Raw genomic sequence first — 16,987 nt, forward strand, 5'->3', positions numbered from 1 at the left:
AGTGAAACGAAAAAAATTTATTTTCCTTCTTCAAACTCTTTATTTTTTCTCTTTTTCTATAAATAAACGAATTTCTTCTAAAAAAACATCTCCATATTTCTCTCTTTTTTGTGCGCCGACACCTTTAATATTTAAAAGTTCTTCTTCTGTTTTAGGCTCTACTGCTGACATTTCCTTCAATGTTTGATCAGAAAAGACAACAAATGGCGGAACGCCCTGCTCTCTTGCCAACTTCATTCTGACCATTCTTAACTGCTCAAATAATGCATCATTTTCTTGAATAGCCTCTGCCTTTATCGCCTGCTTTTTATAGACGGTCTCCTGCCCCACTAGCACTTTCTTTCCTTTTTGTGTCACTTTTAGTGTTGGAAAAGCTCCTTCAGACATGTGTAAATACTCTTCTGTAATTAAAAATTCAATGAAATCACTAATATGTTGGGCTGAATGCTGTTTCATTAAAGCATAAGTAGGAAGCCGGTCGAAACCAAAATCAAGTACTTTTTTGTTTTTAGAGCCGGCTAATACTTGAGCTATCATCATTTTTCCGAATCGTTCGTTCATTCTAACGGTACATGACAAAACCATTTGTGCTTCTCTCGTGACGTCTTCACGCTCTCTCTCGTCTAGACAGTTGCTGCATTTTTGACAAGGGGCACTTGATGATTGGTCAAAGTAATCCATCACAAATTGCTGAAGGCACTGTTCCGTATGACAGTAGTCTACCATTTGTCTCAACTTGAGCAATTCATGCTGATACCGCAATTCATCTTCTGTTGATTGTTCAATGAGAAAGCGCTGCACGCGTACGCCTTGCGGTGAAAACAGCAAAATGCATTCACTTTCAAGCCCGTCTCTCCCGGCACGTCCTGCTTCTTGGTAGTAACTTTCAATATCTCTTGGAATTTGATGATGAATGACAAAACGTACATTAGACTTATTAATCCCCATACCAAATGCAGATGTAGCTACCATTACTTGAATATCATCATTTAAAAAAAGATTTTGCTGTTCTTCTCTGACTTCATCATCTAATCCTCCGTGATAAACACCCGCTTTGATCTTTTGCTTTTTTAGACGATGATAAATTTGATCTGCTTCTTTTCGTGTGGCTGTATAAATAATGCCTGACTCAAGACTGTTTTTCTTCATATATTGTGTGATGAATTGGTCGCTGTTTTGCCCTTTCACCACTTGAAAAGACAAATTTTCTCTAGCAAAACCAGTAAAGATTGTTTCTTCTTCGTCCATGCCAAGCTGCTCACATATATCCTGTTGGACTTTCTTTGTAGCAGTGGCTGTTAATGCTACAATAACAGGCCTTTTTGAAAGCTTGTTTACACATTCTTGTATAAAGCGATAGCTCGGTCTAAAATCATGTCCCCACTCAGATATACAGTGCGCTTCATCAATAGCCATTAAAGGAATCGTCAATCGATCAAGCAGCTGAAAAAAACGTTCATTTTGTAAGCGTTCAGGGGTGATATAAAGCAAATCATACTCCCCCTGTTCACATTTTTTCAGCCTTGTATTCATTTCACCTGCTGAAAGTGTACTATTTAAAAAGGACGATCGTATTCCCATCTCATTTAACGCATCAACCTGATCTTTCATTAAAGAAATAAGCGGAGATACAACGATTGTCGTTCCTTCCATCATAAGAGCAGGAATCTGGTAGCAAACCGATTTCCCTCCGCCTGTCGGCATAATGCAGACCGTATCCTTCCGTTTATTCACAATCGATTCAATGGCTTGTTTTTGTCCTTGTCTAAAAGTATCAAAGCCATAATATTGTTTAAGAAGTGCTTCTGCTTGTTGTAACATCCAATTCCCTCTCCGTCGTTTGTTTTGTCTATTTTAACATACATTTGTCCATCCACATTCGGTCTGTTCAAAATCGTCTTTTGGACAAAATAAAAAGCCATTTTCCAAAAATGGAAAATGGCTTGAATCATCCTAGGAAAAGCTGCGGATGCCGTAATCTAAGTAAGAAAGTTTTAAACCACCACTCCTCAAAGTGGGTGTTTGCAGAAACGTTCCTGTCTTCCTCTCGAAGGAGGCGTGACATTCCGGCTTCAATATAAAACTCCCTATTACAGCTTAAAGGTTAAAACTTAATTAACATTACGCGCATCGCAGCCTTTAAACTATACTACACGAAAGTTTATTAAATTTCAAGATATGTTTTTTCTAAAAAAATACTCATGTATACAAGATTTTTGTCCATGTAGACGTAGGAAAACATTATGTTGAGAAAACATAAATTCCTCTCATCATGTTATTTTTCCTCATCTACATCAACATCTTGCTCTTCTTCTAGCCTTTCATACGTATCTGAATGTAATTGATCCATTGTTTCTCTATTTGTTAAATCACGCATTTGCTCAGAGAACGAACGGTCAAATTCATTTGGATCTTGATTGGTTTCTTCATTTTTCTTTGCATCAATTGAATAACGAGTATAGGGTACTGCTTTCAAACGTTCATATGGAATGTCTTTTCCTGTTTTTTCACAAATTCCATATGTTCCGTCTTCCATCCGCTTAAGCGCCGCATCAATTTCACCTTCGAGCTGATCATCGACTTGATCCAGCGTCTGTTCGGTCATGCGGTCTAAATAGATGCTTCCGTGATCTGCGATATGGTTTCCAACACCATTTGAAATCTCATTCGATTCGGCCAGCATGGATTCTTCTTTCTTTTTTGATCCTTTCACATCTTCTTTTAATTGAATAAGTCTTTCATATAAATCAGCTTTTTGCTCTTTCGTTAAGCTCACGGTCAATCACTCCTTTCTCTTTACCTTCCCGCTCCATGCGAAATGAAAACATCAAAAAAGCCGCCGCCTTTGGCAGCAGCTTTCTTCATTTAAAGATTGCGAAGTGCTTCTTCTACTGGTGTATCACCTTTGATTAAGTCAAAAGCTTTATTTTTCACATTGGATTCCGTTAAGCTTTCCACTAATACAGTGGCTACATCTTCTCTTGAAATCTCAATGTCACGATCGTCTGGAATATGAGCCGCTGCTTCTATTTTCCCTGTCTTCTCCTCATGCAGCAGTGCTCCTGGCCGCACAATGGTGTAAGAAAGACCAGACTGTTTTAAATGTTCATCGGCTTTTCTTTTCGCTTCATAATAAATCTCCATACTACCTTGTCCTTTTCCTTGATGAGGATCGTCGGCATTATAAGAACTCAGCATCACAAAATGCTGAATATTTTCTTTTTTGGCTGTATCTACGAGGCGTTTTGCCCCCTCTTGATCAACAGCGATGGTTTTATCTGCACCTGTTTTTGAGCCTGAACCAGCTGCAAAGATGACAGCTTCTGCTTGCTTCACAGCATCTGTCACATCCTTTTCAAGATCACCGATGACAGGCGCTGCCCCAAGTTCTTTTAGCGCATCTGCTTGTTTTTCATCTCGAATGAGAGCAAGTGGCTCATGTCCTTTTTCTTTTAAATATCGAATGACAAGTCTCCCTGTATGTCCGTTTGCTCCAGCAACTAATACTTTCATTGTTCATTCTCCTTTCTGTATCTGTTTCATCTTTATCCTTTTTTGATGTGATTCAAACACACGAATAGAAAAAAGCCTTTCCCGCTGTAATGGGAAAAGCTCAAGAGATGTGCGATAGATAAAAATAAGAACAAAGAATGAGAAAAGTGCATGTGATCTATGTAATCGCATCGTTGATCAGCAAAGATGTTTTGTTAAAATGGCCTGCACGTCACTCAAATCTGTATCTTTAGAAAAATCGAGTTCAAATACTTTTGAGCTTGTAACAAGCAGCATACCAGTGTCCTGATCAAACACGCCAGCTTCTTGAATGGCAAAACTTTCTATTGATCGATACGGCAAGGAGACCCTGACTTTCTTTTTAGAAAATACGCGGTTATCGCCAAAGATCAGTCGTTTATTAGTGAAACAAATTTGGTCGTGACGCAGTCTGTAAACAGCCTCAATTCTTTCTCCTTCAATTAATAAGGATTCGAATTTTTTATGATCATTTTGTTTACTGACAGAAAAAATACCCACGTAAACCCCCTCTTCCTGCATCAAATTCCTTTATGACAAAACGGCCACACGGCTCTGTGGGTACGTTTTATTCTCACTTATAGAATACGCTATAAATCGTCGTTATTCCATTACGAATAGATTAAATTTCATTTAACTTTTTCTTTTTGATCCGATGCTCTTTCCTCTACTTATTTAGACTGTTAAAGCAGGAAAAAAGTTTCATTTTTTTTCAAGAAATCATTCGTTATGGGACCATAAAAAAACAGTGATTATGTAAAATCACTGTTCAGCGTGTAGACAAACCCTCGCATTCTTTGTCATTCCTGCGCTCTGGTGCTCACGAATGGCAAATTCGCTCCGCAAAAGTAGCTGTCCTTCCTAGACTTCAAAGGTTTTCTATCACGCTGAAAAGAAGACAAAGGGCTAAAATAAAGTTCATTTTAGCCCTTTGTCAACAATCTGAACAGTGATTATGTAAAATCACTGTTTTAAATGACTATTCATCTTTTGGGGTATCAATCGTTCCTTCGGCATACACATCAGAAATCTGCTCAAGTGTAATCGCCATATCAGCATCTTCATTGTCATGCCAAGCATTTTGATGTTTCTGCTCTTCTTGCTGTTGCTTTTTCATCTTCATCACCCTTTACTGTTTTTCTTAGTATGAGTGATGACCATCAAAATCATTCAGCAGAATTGTCTTCGAAATACTCTTTGTAGTACCCGCCTACTTTACCCGTATTATCAACGACAAAGAGGAATTCCTCTGTTTCATTTTTCACATCATATGTGTGTCCAACCGTTAATGCCCGGTCAACCATATATTTTTTCGCATTTGTATGTACACATTTTACTTGTTTTACCGTTTCAGCCGTTTGCCAGTTTTGATGGATCATGATTTAAAAACTCCTTTTTTCATCTATACATTTATTGTAGCCAATTTTTCGTGAAATGCAATGAGTGTTATCGATTGCTTTCAAACATGTCGTGTAATATGATAAATGTATACGTTTACAAATGTGTGCGTATACAAAATGCTTCATGTCCACTTTTTCCACCTAGAACTCGCAGAACAAAACCCATATCTTTAAGGAGGTTTGTTTATTTATGAGCTCTACAACACTTCAAATCAGTTCAAAACTCGAATCTTTTCTCCAAGGGACGAAAAAACTCTACATTAACGGTCAGTTTATCACAAGTCATGATAACAAAACATTCTCTACACCTAACCCTGCCACAGGAGAAACCCTTATTGATGTATATGAAGCAGGTGCAGCCGACATTAATGAGGCAGTAAAAGCTGCTAAAAAGGCGTTCCATGGACCTTGGCGTTCTATGTCTGCAGCCGAACGTGCCCGCTTGATGTTTAAGCTGGCAGATTTAATGGAAGAACACCAAGAAGAACTGGCTCAGCTGGAAACACTTGATAATGGAAAACCAATTAATGAAACAACCAATGCGGATATCCCTCTTGCCATTGAGCACATGCGCTATTATGCAGGTTGGACCACAAAAATGACTGGACAAACCCTTCCTGTCAGCCAGGGATATTTTAATTATACTCGCCATGAGCCTGTGGGCGTTGTGGGACAAATCATTCCTTGGAACTTTCCGCTCCTCATGGCCATGTGGAAAATGGGTGCTGCACTAGCAACAGGCTGCACCATCGTTTTAAAGCCAGCTGAACAAACACCGCTATCTGCTTTATATTTAGCTGAATTAGTGGATAAAGCCGGATTCCCAGAAGGCGTGATTAACATCGTTCCTGGATTTGGTGAAACAGCCGGTGAAGCATTAACCGATCACCCTGATGTCAATAAGCTGGCTTTCACTGGATCAACAAGTGTTGGGAAATTGATCATGGAGAAAGCAGCCAAATCCATCAAGCGTGTTACTTTAGAGCTTGGCGGAAAATCGCCGAATATTATTTTACCAGACGCCGATTTAAAGAAAGCCATTCCAGGTGCATTAAACGGCGTGATGTTTAACCAAGGTCAAGTGTGCTGTGCAGGATCGAGGGTCTTTGTGCACCGGAGCCAATATGATGAAGTCGTCGATCAAATGGCTAAATATGCGACATCATTAAAACAAGGAGCTGGTCTTCATCATGATACCCAGATCGGGCCTCTAGTGAGTAAAGAGCAGCATGAACGTGTGTTAGGTTATATCGAAAAAGGGAAGTCAGAAGGTGCAACAGCCGTAGTCGGTGGTGACTGCCCTTATGAAGCAGGCTATTTCGTCTCCCCTACTGTCTTTAGAGATGTAGAAGATGAAATGACAATCGCAAAAGAAGAGATTTTCGGCCCAGTTCTATCTGCGATTCCTTACGATTCCATTGATGAAGTGGTCGAACGGGCCAATCAATCTGACTATGGGTTAGCGGCAGGACTTTGGACAGAAAACTTAAAGCATGCTCACGATATCGCTGCACGCCTAGAAGCAGGAACCATTTGGGTCAACTGCTATAATGTCTTTGATGCCGCCTCCCCGTTTGGCGGATATAAACAGTCAGGCCTTGGCAGAGAAATGGGATCATATGCCCTTAACAACTATACAGAAGTCAAAAGCGTGTGGATTAATCTGCAAGACTAATCATTTAAGAAAGCCGATGACGATGTCATCGGCTCAGATTGTTGACAAAGGGCTAAAATGAACTTGATTTTAGCCTTTTGTCTTTTTTTCAGCGTGATAGAAAACCTTTGCAGTCTAGGAAGGACGAGTACTGGAGCGGAGCGAATTTGACATTCGTGAGCACCGGAACGCAGGACTGACAAAGAATGCGAGGGTTTGTCTACACGCTGAGCCGGTGACGATGTCATCGGCTTTTTTTGAGCTGTCATGTGACAGGCCGACTCCTGAATATAGTGATAAAGGAAAGGAGCATGGCCGAATGCAAGATTTTAAAACGAGAGTCAACGAATATATCGATGAACTGCACATGCAGGTAGAACGCAGACAAAGAGAAGATGGCGCATTTATTTTCTGCTTTGAAGGACCTATGATGACAAATGCTTTTTTCATTATGCTGTTAAAAGCCGTTGGTGACCCCGATCAGCAATTGATCCATCAATTGGCCGAAGCAATACATGCCAAACAAAATGAAGATGGTTCCTTTTCTTTGTATCATGACCAGTCGGGACATCTCACAGCTACAGTACAAGGTTATTGCGGCATGCTCGCATCTGGCAGATTTCAAAAAGACGAGCCCCATATGGAAAAAGCAGCACAATATATTCGCTCAAAAGGTGGACTAAAGAACGTTCATTTTATGACAAAGTGGATGCTTGCCGTAAATGGCATGCACCCTTGGCCCTACTTCTATGCACCTCTTTCCTTTTTACTCATCCCTACGTCTTTTCCGCTACACTTCTACCACCTTAGTGCCTATGCAAGGATTCATTTTGTCCCCATGATGATCGCACTGAACAAACGGTATACCTCTCATGCTACGTTTCCATCATTAGCCCATCTTGATGAAAACATGTCTAAAAATCCATTTGACTGGTTTATGGCAAGAGAAGAACGTTCGACTGATGACTTCCTCATGTATATGCGGTCATATACAGCCCTCGACAGCCGGCTCGACTTTTTCGGATATGAAGCGGCAAAGCGATACATGTTTGACCGTCTTGAAAAAGATGGGACACTGTACAGTTACTTAAGTGCAACCATCTTTATGGTCTATGCCCTCATGAGCCTTGGGTACTCCCCTGGACATCATCTCATCCAAAAAGCAGTCAGAGGTATGAAAAGGCTCGTCACCTCCTGTCAAGGCAAGATATATGCTGAGAATTCCACCTCGACTGTGTGGGATACAGCGCTTGTCAGTTACGCTTCTCAAAGAGCAGGAAGAAAACGACAAGATCCCATGATCATGAATTCCTTCACCTATTTGCTGGACCGCCAGCAAATGAAGAAAGCGGATTGGGCAGTTCATAACCGGCATGCTGCTCCTGGTGGCTTTGGTTTCTCACATATCAATACGAATAATCCTGATTGTGATGACACGCAAATTGTGTTAAAAGCGATCCCAAAGGAATACACTCCACTTCAGTGGAAACGAGGATATGACTGGCTTCTCTCCATGCAAAATCGTGATGGCGGCTTTTCTGCTTTCGAAAAAAATCAAGATCACTTTCTGCTTCGTCATCTTCCGCTTGAATCTGCGGAGGATGCGGCGATTGATCCGTCAACTCCTGATATTACTGGTCGTGTGCTCCATTTGATTGGTTTAGAAGAAAAAGAGACTGCTTCACCCACGATTCTCAGGCAAAAAGATCGATGTGTAAAATGGCTCATTGACCACCAGGAGAAAAACGGATCATGGTTTGGCAGATGGGGTGTTTGTTATATTTATGGAACTTGGGCAGCGTTAACAGGACTGAAAGCGGCTGGCATTCCCTCCTCACACCCTGCTGTGCAAAAAGCGTGCCGTTTCCTAAAGCAGATTCAGCTTGAAGATGGCAGTTTCGGAGAATCGTGTAAAAGTGCAGAACTGAAAACCTATGTCCCGCTTCCCTTTGGCACAGTGGTTCAAACCGCATGGGCGACAGAGGCGCTCCTCCAATATGAGAAAGCAAATAACGCAGCCATTTTGAAAGCTGTCTCCTTTTTAGTGAACCATCACCATACTGAAGAAGCCATGTACTATCCGGTCGGCATTGGACTGCCAAAACAATTTTACATCACCTATCATAGCTACCCATTTGTGTTTCCGATGATGGCTTGTTCTACATTTTTAGAGGAAATGAGGCGTATACATGAATAAAGAAGAATATCGCTCACAGCTCAAAGAGTGGCTTAGCACGATTCAACATGTGTGGCAAGATGATAATATCCATCGAAAAGTGGAACATTTACGACTCAAAATGGAGGATGATGATTCCAGTGAACAACAATGGTACGAACTAGCCGAAAGGATTGCAGAAGACATGCAGCATCCACACGAAGAAGTGCGCGATGTAGCAGCTGGAAATCATCAGTTACCACCACTGCCTTATCGGTATGACGCGCTCGAACCTTATATTTCAAAAGAAATTATGTACTTGCACCATCAAAAGCATCATCAAACTTATGTTGATGGTCTAAATCAAGCTGAACTTGCGCTAAAAAAAGCAAGAAGAACCAACGACTTTACCATGATCAAGCATTGGGAACGTGAGCTTGCCTTTCATGGGGCAGGACATTATTTACATTGTATCTTTTGGTTTTCCATGAGTCCTTCAGGGAAAAGAAAACCTACTGGTCAAATGCTTCGTCTCATTGATCAATCATTTGGCAGCTATGAGGCGTTCAAGTCACATTTTTCAGCTGCTGCCAAACAAGTAGAAGGTGTCGGATGGGCGATTCTTGTATGGTCTCCTCGATCTCAGCGTTTAGACATTTTACAAGCAGAGCGCCATCAGTTCCTCTCACAATGGGACGTCATCCCCCTTCTTGCTCTTGATGTGTGGGAGCATGCCTATTACCTCCAATATCGAAATGAAAAGGCGCAATATGTAGACCGGTGGTGGAATGTCGTTGACTGGCGTGAGCCAGAAGCAAGACTAAAACAGGCTCAACAAGTGAAATGGACACCTTTTTGATCGCATACTCCACATAGTTCATTTGCTATGTGGGTTTTTATTAGTTTACATAATAATATTATGAACACCCATTACAAAATCATAGGTTGTTTTTTCAGAAAATTCATTTAAAATAGAAAAGATATGAAAAGAAAGAGAGTTGAAAGATAGTATGAACACCCTTTTACACATTAGTCACTTTGCAGGAAGAACATTCGCTATATGGGTCATTGTCTTTGCTTGTCTAGGTTTTACTTTTCCTGCGGCATTTTCTTTGATTGGACCTTATATCCCTTTTTTACTTGGCATTATTATGTTTGGCATGGGGCTGACGCTGTCTTCTGAAGATTTTAAAGAGCTTTTTAGAAAGCCTCTTTATGTATTGATCGGGGTTTTAGCGCAGTATACACTGATGCCACTCATTGCATTTTTATTGGCCTATGGGTTACATTTGCCTTCTGAAATCGCTGTTGGTGTCATTCTCGTCGGCTGCTGTCCAGGCGGGACTGCATCCAATGTAATGACCTTTTTGGCGAAAGGAAATACGGCCTTATCTGTTGCCGTGACAACGATCTCGACCCTACTTGCTCCCATTTTGACCCCTGTTTTCATTTATATCTTTGCAAAATCTTGGTTATCTGTATCACCGGGTGCTTTGTTTTTGTCGATTGTCCAAGTTGTCTTAATTCCGATTATTTTAGGTGTCATCGTCAAATTGTTTTTTAAAAAACAAGTGACGTATGCTGTACAAGCACTCCCGCTTGTATCTGTTACTGGCATTGTCGCCATCATTGCAGCTGTTGTCAGTGCAAATAAAGAACAGATTCTGCAATCTGGACTGCTTATTTTTGCCGTTGTTGTTTTACATAATGCTCTTGGTCTATTATTGGGTTACCTCATTGCAAAATGGTGTAAAATGGACATTCCTTCTCAACGAGCAATTTCAATAGAAGTAGGGATGCAAAATTCTGGACTTGGCGCAGCCCTTGCAACCGCACATTTTTCTCCACTTGCCGCCGTCCCCAGTGCCATTTTTAGCGTATGGCATAATTTATCTGGCTCTTGGCTGGCAACATTTTGGTCAAAAAGAGGCTACTCAGAAAATAAAGACCAAAAAAGCTAGTACCCTCATCGGTACTAGCTTTTTCTTTCGATTATCCTTCAAGCAATAGCTGTTCAGGATCTTCAAGTAGATTTTTAATCGTGACAAGGAACCCAACAGCTTCTTTTCCATCGACAATACGGTGATCGTATGAAAGAGCTAAATACATCATTGGACGGTTTTCAAAGCGTTCTTCATCAATTGCAACAGGACGAAGCTGAATTTTATGCATACCTAAAATTCCAACTTGAGGACTGTTTAAAATTGGTGTTGAAAGCAGAGAACCAAATGTTCCTCCGTTTGTGATCGTGAATGATCCACCTTGTAATTCATTGAGCGATAATTTGTTATCTCTTGCTTTTTTCGCAAGATGACCGATTTCTTTTTCAATTCCAGCAAACGATAGTCTGTCTGCATCACGGACAACTGGTACCACAAGCCCTTCATTGGCGGCTACAGCAATACCGATGTCATAGAATTTTTTAATGACAAGCTCATCACCTTGAATTTCTGCGTTGAGAAGTGGATATTTTTTAAGTGCTGCTACCACTGCTTTTGTGAAGAAGGACATGAAGCCCAGTTTCACATCGTTTTGTTCAAGGAAGGCATCTTTGCGACGCTTTCTTAAATCCATGACAGCTGTCATATCGACTTCATTAAATGTTGTCAGCATCGCTGCCGTTTGTTGAACTTCAACTAAACGTTTTGCAATGGTTTGTCTGCGGCGTGACATTTTTTCACGCTCAACTGGTTTCCCTGCTTGATCATTTTGCACCGCAGCATTTGCTTTTGGCGCGGCTTTCGGTGCACTTGCAGGAGCTTCATTCTTTTGGTAAGAAGCTACATCCTGCTTTCGTACCCTGCCCAGCGGATCTGCGGTTGGAATCTCAGATAAGTCTAACCCCTTCTCTCTTGCTAGTTTTCTAGCTGCTGGAGAAGCGATCGTTCTGCCATTACCAGATTTCGGCTCTTCTTTTGCTGCCTCTTCTTTTTGTTCAGCTGCTGGTTCTTCTTTCGAAGCTGGTGCAGAATCTTGCTCAGGTGCTGGAGCTGCGGACTCGCTTCCGCCAGCTTCACCTGCTGCAATCGTTCCGATGACTTCTCCAACTTGGACAGTGTCACCAGAATCTTTCAGTACTTCTTTTAGAACACCAGATTCTTCAGCTGTCAATTCGACATTGACTTTATCTGTTTCAAGTTCTAACAGGTATTCCCCCTGCTCAACATAATCGCCCGGCTGTTTTAGCCACTGAGCAATTGTTCCTTCCGAGATTGATTCCGCTAGTTCAGGTACTTTAATTTCCGCCATTTTTCATTTCCCCCTTAGTTTTTGCGAGTCAAGCTATCAGATACAATTCGTTCTTGTTCTTTTTTATGAACAGTTGGATCACCCTCAGCCGTACTTGAACGTCTTCTGCGGCCGATGTAACGTACTTTTACTTTTTCAGATGCAATTTCACGTAAATATGGCTCAATATATCCCCAAGCGCCCATATTTTGCGGTTCTTCTTGCACCCATACGATTTCTTCTAAGTTCGACAGTTTTGATAAAATGGCTTTAATATCTTTGGCTGGGAATGGATATAATTGTTCCACTCTCGCAATATGAAGCCAATCTTTTGAGTCTTCCATTTGAGTAAAACGATCACTAATATCGATCGATACCTTCCCGCTCGATAGCACAAGGCGTGTTACTTTTTCATGATCATGCACAAGGCCCGGCTGTTCAAGAACTGGACGGAACTGTCCATCTGTTAGTTCTTGGACTTCGGATAATGTGTTCGGGTTTCGAAGCAGACTCTTCGGTGTCATGATGACAAGAGGACGAATCTCTTCACGAAGCAGCATTTTCGCCTGTCTTCTAAGAATATGGAAGTATTGAGCTGCACTTGTCAGGTTCGCAACTGTCCAGTTATTCTCAGCAGCTGATTGCAAGAAGCGTTCTGTTCTTCCACTAGAATGTTCTGGACCTTGTCCTTCATATCCATGTGGCAAGAGCATCACAAGCCCTGACTTTTGTCCCCACTTGGCGCGGCCTGCTGAAATAAATTGATCAAAATACACTTGAGCCGCATTTGCGAAGTCTCCAAATTGAGCTTCCCAAATCACTAATGTTTCAGGAGAATAGACATTATAACCATATTCAAACCCGATGACAGAGCCTTCTGACAGTGGACTATTATGGACTGTAAATGATGCATTTGCATCACTCAGTTCATGAAGAGCAATGAATTCATCACCCGTTTGACTGTCGTGAAGAACAAGGTTTCTTTGAGCAAATGTGCCTCGCTCAGAATCCTGTCCGGTCATTCGAATCGGCGTACCGTCTTTTAATATAGATGCAAATGCCAGTGCTTCACCAAGTGACCATTCCACTTTGCGATCATCTGTAAACACTTTTGCACGTTTTTCAAGGATCCGCTTTAGCTTACCGAATACTTGGAAGTCTTTCGGCCAGCTAATTAATTCTTCATTCAGCTTTCTTAATACATCAAACTCTACGGATGTATCAACTGCAGGGAAGCCGTTAGATACAGGCTCTGGCAATTCGATTTCTTGAATTGTATGTTCTTTCTTTGAAGGCACTTTTTTATAAGCTTCTTCAATTTTTGCCGTGACAGCCTGCTCAATTTCTTCTCTTTGTTCTTTTGACAGAAGGCCCTCAGTGACAAGCTTATCTGCGAAGATATTCTTGACCGTTTTGTGCTTTCTGACCGCATCGTACAGCATTGGCTGAGTAGTAGAAGGCTCATCCATTTCGTTATGGCCATATCTGCGGTAGCCAATCAAGTCAATTAAGAAATCCTTTTTAAACCGTTTACGGTATTCTACCGCCAGCTGAACAGCTGCTAAACAAGCTTCTGGATCGTCTGCATTGACGTGAACAATTGGAATCTCGAAACCTTTTGCAAGGTCACTAGCGTATTTCGTTGAACGAGATTCATTGCTTTCTGTGGTAAATCCAATCATATTGTTGGCAATGATATGGATCGTTCCCCCCACTTGATAGCCGACTAATTGACTTAAATTTAATGTTTCTGCGACAATTCCCTCTCCAGGAAATGCAGCATCCCCATGAATTAAGATGGCTAACGCTTTTTCAACGTCTTGAACTGGATAGCCTTTTTGAGTACGCGATTCTTGCGCTGCACGAGTGCTTCCTTCAATAATCGGGTCAATAAATTCCAAGTGACTTGGGTTATTGGCAAGTGTGACTCTTGCACTCTTTGTATCTTCATCTTTGATTTGGCGGTCAGCACCGAGATGATATTTTACATCCCCTGTCCATCCGTAGCTGATGCCAATAGAGCCTTCTGATGGTACAAGCTCTTTATTAGGCGCATGCTGGAATTCTGAGAAAATGATCTCATATGGCTTTCCTAACACATGTGCTAATACATTTAAACGGCCTCTATGTGCCATTCCAATGTTAATATTTGAAGTCCCTTGTGTAACAGACTCGGATATAATTTCATCAAGTACTGGAACAAGTGCGTCTAATCCTTCTATAGAAAAACGCTTTTGTCCAACAAATGTTTTATGAAGGAACTGCTCAAATTGCTCGACTTCTGTTAATCTTTTGAGTACAGAAACTAGTTTATCTGCTGGTTTTTTCTTAAATAATTCGCCAGACTCAATAGATTTAGAGAGCCAGTTGCGCTCTTCGAAGTCATGTACGTGATCAAACTCAAATGAAATGGTACGCTTATACGTATTTCTCAAATGGTTAATGGCTTCTATGCCGTTTGAAATGTGTTTAGGTGCATCTGGACTAATAATTGATATTGGAATATTCTTAACGTCTTCTTCAGTTAAACCGTATTCCTTTAATGGAAACAGCTCTTGTAATTCCTTTTCTTTGCGAAGAGGATTGACGGAAGCATTTAAATGGCCATACGTTCTGATGTCTTCTGCCAGTTTAACGACTGATGCTATCTTTTGGATTTGTTCAGAAGTAACTACGCTATTTTCTTTTTTCCCAATTTCCTCCTTCATTTCACTCGGTGGTGCACCAAGTTCATCAAATATGCCTCTTATGTCTTCATCAACACTAGTAGGATCCTGGACATATTGATCGTAGAGCTCGAGCACGTAGCCGAGGTTCGGACCATGAAATTCTTCCCAACTCAACGGTTGTTTCACATCATTTTGAAACATTTTGAACACTACCCCCAACTTTGATCATCAAGTGATTGAACACTATCTCGATATAACTTCCAGAACACAATGACCAAATTTATGTAATAAAACGCTTCCAATCATATTCTACCACTGTTTCGGATTACTTTCTACATTCTTTGTTCAATTAAAGATAAAAAATTCAAAGAAAAACAAAAAATTTAAATCATTCCGAAAAATATTTTAAAGAAAGGGGCAAAACCTTATGCCCCAATGCTTTTATGCAGCAATTTCTTGAGTAATGGATATAGCACATCTGGCAATGTATCGACATCCGGTACAAAAATGCTGAACTTGCCATACATATCTTGGATCGTTTTCATCTGCGCCTCTTCAATCGGAGAATTGGATAAAAACACATTGATCACTTCAATTCCCTTTTTTCTCGCTTCGAGAACCGCTTCATGTGTATCCACGATCCCATTTTGTTCGTAGCTGAATGCAGCCGGCTCTCCGTCTGAGAAAACAATGAGGAACTTTTGCTCTTCTCTTCGTTTTAAAATCATTTTTGTCATTTGGCGAATCGCATATCCATCCCGGTTATCTTCTTCTGGCTCAAGTGACATAATGGATGGTCCTGCGTCAAATAAGGAATCTTTGAACGATACGACGGTGTTAAAGTAGTTCGGCTGACTTGTTTCAGTTGCGTCATTTGTATCTTCCCAGAACCCAACAATTTGATGAGGTACCTGCACTGATTTTAAAGCTTCATGAAACAGAACAATCCCTTTTTTTGTCTCATCCATTTTGTCAAACATACTTGCAGAGCAGTCAACTAATAAAGTGAACACAGCATCAATTTGAGAAGATGGCGCTTGTTTTTTATAAAATAGTCGAGGGTTAGACTCTGTAAAATAACGAATGAGCTTTTTACTGAGACGCCCTGCATGAAGATCTGTTTTTGGCCATGATTTTTTATGCTCAAGTGTTTTTTGAATCATTTGTTTTAAGCGTTTCTGATAAGGCTCGATTGCCTTTGCGTGCTGCTTGTACACATCTATTTGCTCTGGTGAAGGAGGTTCTGGTGAAATCATGACTGGAAATGCATATTTGTTTTCTTTTCCATTCTCATGCGCATCTGCCCCGCTTTCTTCTCCTTCTGCCTCTTCTAGTGCTTCAAGCTTTGAATAGTCTTTTCGATGGGTTTGTTTGGCTGAACCTTGAACCGTTCCAAGCGCCTGATCTCCATCGTCACCTTCTCTTGCCGCATCTTTACCGAGATCGCTTTTACCACCGTGTTCTAAATCAAATTGAAGGAAACTTTTAGATGGTGCTTCCGTTTCTCTATGCCATACTTCCATATATTCATTATGGATGTCTTCATCCCCCTCTTTTTCCCGATCGACTTTTATATCCTCACTTAATTTTGGCTTTCTTTTGAGGTCATGGAAAAGCGGTTCTTTTGCCGCTTTTTCATAGTCCAATTCTGGGAAGAAAAAGTATGTGTTCAGCATATCCTTTTCAAGGAGCTCATCGAAGCCTTCTGTCAATTCCTTCACAATGATGGCGATATCAGATGTCGAGCGTGCGTCATATACACGTTCAAGACTTGACTCAATAAACGGAATCATTGGATCTATCCGCTCATGAAGGGGTGGAATTTCTTCAAGCGGAGATTCGGCTGTCAGCTTCACGTATATCGCACAAAAGAGTGCATCTGTTAAAATACTGCGCTCTTGGTTAATCGTTAATTGTGTTTTAAAGTGACGTCTGTAAAGCTCTCTTCTCCGTTTAAATACCTTTTTTGTTCCTGGGCGGTCACGTTTAATCCGCTCTTCAATGCGGATATCTTCAAACAGCATAAACAATTGTTTGCACACATCAGGAATGGATAATGTGTGGGCATAGGAAATGATGTCTTCAAACACTGTAAGATCGCTATACACTGTCCCTACTGCTCGCAGAAACACATCACTTTTTAGGCCTGCCATCATATCCTCTTGATGACGATCATCCCAAAAATGGCTGATGAAAATTTTCTTTTCAAACGGTTCATAGTACGATTGAACACCGTATTCAAGCTCCACATCATCACTTTTGGCAAGTGTTTTGGCTAAATCCGTTAATTCCATAAATAGAAATGAATCGATTCTGCTGTCATTAAATTTGATGAATTTCAAAAGTCAGA

The 16,987-nt window shown here is 40.9% G+C and carries 13 protein-coding genes and 1 other RNA gene; 4 read left to right on the forward strand and 10 right to left on the reverse strand.

What is annotated here, in order from left to right; all coding sequences use genetic code 11:
- Positions 1-39: 39 nt before the first annotated feature.
- The 7 genes from recQ to V7L95_RS16355 form a co-directional block, all read right to left on the reverse strand.
- The gene (gene recQ / locus V7L95_RS16325; RefSeq protein WP_046526865.1) at positions 40-1,821 is read right to left on the reverse strand and encodes a DNA helicase RecQ; all 1,782 of its coding nucleotides are present in this window, start codon (positions 1,819-1,821) and stop codon (positions 40-42) included.
- Positions 1,822-1,956: 135 nt separating this feature from the next.
- Positions 1,957-2,142, reverse strand: a non-coding RNA gene (gene ssrS, locus V7L95_RS16330) — 6S RNA.
- A 133-nt stretch (positions 2,143-2,275) separates the two neighbouring features.
- Complete coding sequence (locus V7L95_RS16335) at positions 2,276-2,776, reverse strand: TraR/DksA C4-type zinc finger protein (RefSeq protein ID WP_017367441.1); 501 nt, start codon at positions 2,774-2,776, stop codon at positions 2,276-2,278.
- 89 nt (positions 2,777-2,865) lie between these two features.
- Positions 2,866-3,513 carry an SDR family oxidoreductase gene (locus tag V7L95_RS16340; RefSeq protein WP_017367442.1) on the reverse strand — a complete coding sequence of 216 codons (648 nt, stop codon included), beginning with the start codon at positions 3,511-3,513 and terminating at the stop codon, positions 2,866-2,868.
- A gap of 177 nt (positions 3,514-3,690) precedes the next feature.
- Positions 3,691-4,032 carry a PH domain-containing protein gene (locus V7L95_RS16345; protein ID WP_008346505.1) on the reverse strand — a complete coding sequence of 114 codons (342 nt, stop codon included), beginning with the start codon at positions 4,030-4,032 and terminating at the stop codon, positions 3,691-3,693.
- A gap of 478 nt (positions 4,033-4,510) precedes the next feature.
- On the reverse strand, positions 4,511-4,648 hold the full coding sequence (locus V7L95_RS16350) for a YozQ family protein (RefSeq protein ID WP_017359491.1): 138 nt from the start codon (positions 4,646-4,648) through the stop codon (positions 4,511-4,513).
- A gap of 49 nt (positions 4,649-4,697) precedes the next feature.
- A complete protein-coding gene (locus V7L95_RS16355) occupies positions 4,698-4,910 on the reverse strand; it encodes a DUF6501 family protein (protein ID WP_017367443.1) in 213 nt (70 codons plus the stop codon).
- A gap of 211 nt (positions 4,911-5,121) precedes the next feature.
- On the opposite strand from V7L95_RS16355, the gene V7L95_RS16360 reads away from it, so the two are divergent.
- The 4 genes from V7L95_RS16360 to V7L95_RS16375 all read left to right on the forward strand — a co-directional run bounded on the left by V7L95_RS16360 (position 5,122) and on the right by V7L95_RS16375 (position 10,701).
- Positions 5,122-6,606: an aldehyde dehydrogenase family protein gene (locus V7L95_RS16360; protein ID WP_136944862.1), complete on the forward strand. Its 1,485-nt coding sequence runs from the start codon at positions 5,122-5,124 to the stop codon at positions 6,604-6,606.
- A gap of 298 nt (positions 6,607-6,904) precedes the next feature.
- Positions 6,905-8,782 carry a prenyltransferase/squalene oxidase repeat-containing protein gene (locus tag V7L95_RS16365; protein WP_060832397.1) on the forward strand — a complete coding sequence of 626 codons (1,878 nt, stop codon included), beginning with the start codon at positions 6,905-6,907 and terminating at the stop codon, positions 8,780-8,782.
- Positions 8,775-9,599 carry a superoxide dismutase gene (locus V7L95_RS16370; protein ID WP_060832398.1) on the forward strand — a complete coding sequence of 275 codons (825 nt, stop codon included), beginning with the start codon at positions 8,775-8,777 and terminating at the stop codon, positions 9,597-9,599. Before V7L95_RS16365 ends, V7L95_RS16370 begins: the two co-directional genes overlap by 8 nt.
- Positions 9,600-9,750: 151 nt before the next feature.
- Positions 9,751-10,701 (forward strand): bile acid:sodium symporter family protein, encoded by a 951-nt coding sequence (locus tag V7L95_RS16375; protein WP_008346493.1) that lies wholly within the window; start codon positions 9,751-9,753, stop codon positions 10,699-10,701.
- A 31-nt stretch (positions 10,702-10,732) separates the two neighbouring features.
- Here the strand turns inward: V7L95_RS16375 and odhB are convergent, their stop codons facing one another.
- The 3 genes from odhB to V7L95_RS16390 all read right to left on the reverse strand — a co-directional run bounded on the left by odhB (position 10,733) and on the right by V7L95_RS16390 (position 16,979).
- Positions 10,733-11,989, reverse strand: a complete 1,257-nt coding sequence (gene odhB / locus V7L95_RS16380; RefSeq protein WP_007500721.1) for a 2-oxoglutarate dehydrogenase complex dihydrolipoyllysine-residue succinyltransferase — start codon at positions 11,987-11,989, stop codon at positions 10,733-10,735.
- A gap of 14 nt (positions 11,990-12,003) precedes the next feature.
- A complete protein-coding gene (gene sucA / locus V7L95_RS16385) occupies positions 12,004-14,838 on the reverse strand; it encodes a 2-oxoglutarate dehydrogenase E1 component (protein ID WP_035703265.1) in 2,835 nt (944 codons plus the stop codon).
- Positions 14,839-15,062: 224 nt separating this feature from the next.
- Positions 15,063-16,979, reverse strand: coding sequence for a VWA domain-containing protein (locus V7L95_RS16390; protein WP_135227102.1), 1,917 nt, complete (start codon positions 16,977-16,979; stop codon positions 15,063-15,065).
- Positions 16,980-16,987 lie beyond the last annotated feature (8 nt).

Source organism: Bacillus sp. PPSBB_11 (genome assembly GCF_038023285.1).
GTDB classification, from domain to species: domain Bacteria; phylum Bacillota; class Bacilli; order Bacillales; family Bacillaceae; genus Bacillus; species Bacillus altitudinis.

Bases quoted from the DNA above. Each gene is read 5' to 3' on its own strand.
- odhB (WP_007500721.1), bottom strand. From the start codon at position 11,989: ATGGCGGAAATTAAAGTACCTGAACTAGCGGAATCAATCTCGGAAGGA.
- V7L95_RS16350 (WP_017359491.1), bottom strand. From the start codon at position 4,648: ATGAAAAAGCAACAGCAAGAAGAGCAGAAACATCAAAATGCTTGGCAT.
- V7L95_RS16340 (WP_017367442.1), bottom strand. From the start codon at position 3,513: ATGAAAGTATTAGTTGCTGGAGCAAACGGACATACAGGGAGACTTGTC.
- sucA (WP_035703265.1), bottom strand. From the start codon at position 14,838: ATGTTTCAAAATGATGTGAAACAACCGTTGAGTTGGGAAGAATTTCAT.
- V7L95_RS16360 (WP_136944862.1), top strand. From the start codon at position 5,122: ATGAGCTCTACAACACTTCAAATCAGTTCAAAACTCGAATCTTTTCTC.
- V7L95_RS16375 (WP_008346493.1), top strand. From the start codon at position 9,751: ATGAACACCCTTTTACACATTAGTCACTTTGCAGGAAGAACATTCGCT.
- recQ (WP_046526865.1), bottom strand. From the start codon at position 1,821: ATGTTACAACAAGCAGAAGCACTTCTTAAACAATATTATGGCTTTGAT.
- V7L95_RS16370 (WP_060832398.1), top strand. From the start codon at position 8,775: ATGAATAAAGAAGAATATCGCTCACAGCTCAAAGAGTGGCTTAGCACG.
- V7L95_RS16365 (WP_060832397.1), top strand. From the start codon at position 6,905: ATGCAAGATTTTAAAACGAGAGTCAACGAATATATCGATGAACTGCAC.
- V7L95_RS16355 (WP_017367443.1), bottom strand. From the start codon at position 4,910: ATGATCCATCAAAACTGGCAAACGGCTGAAACGGTAAAACAAGTAAAA.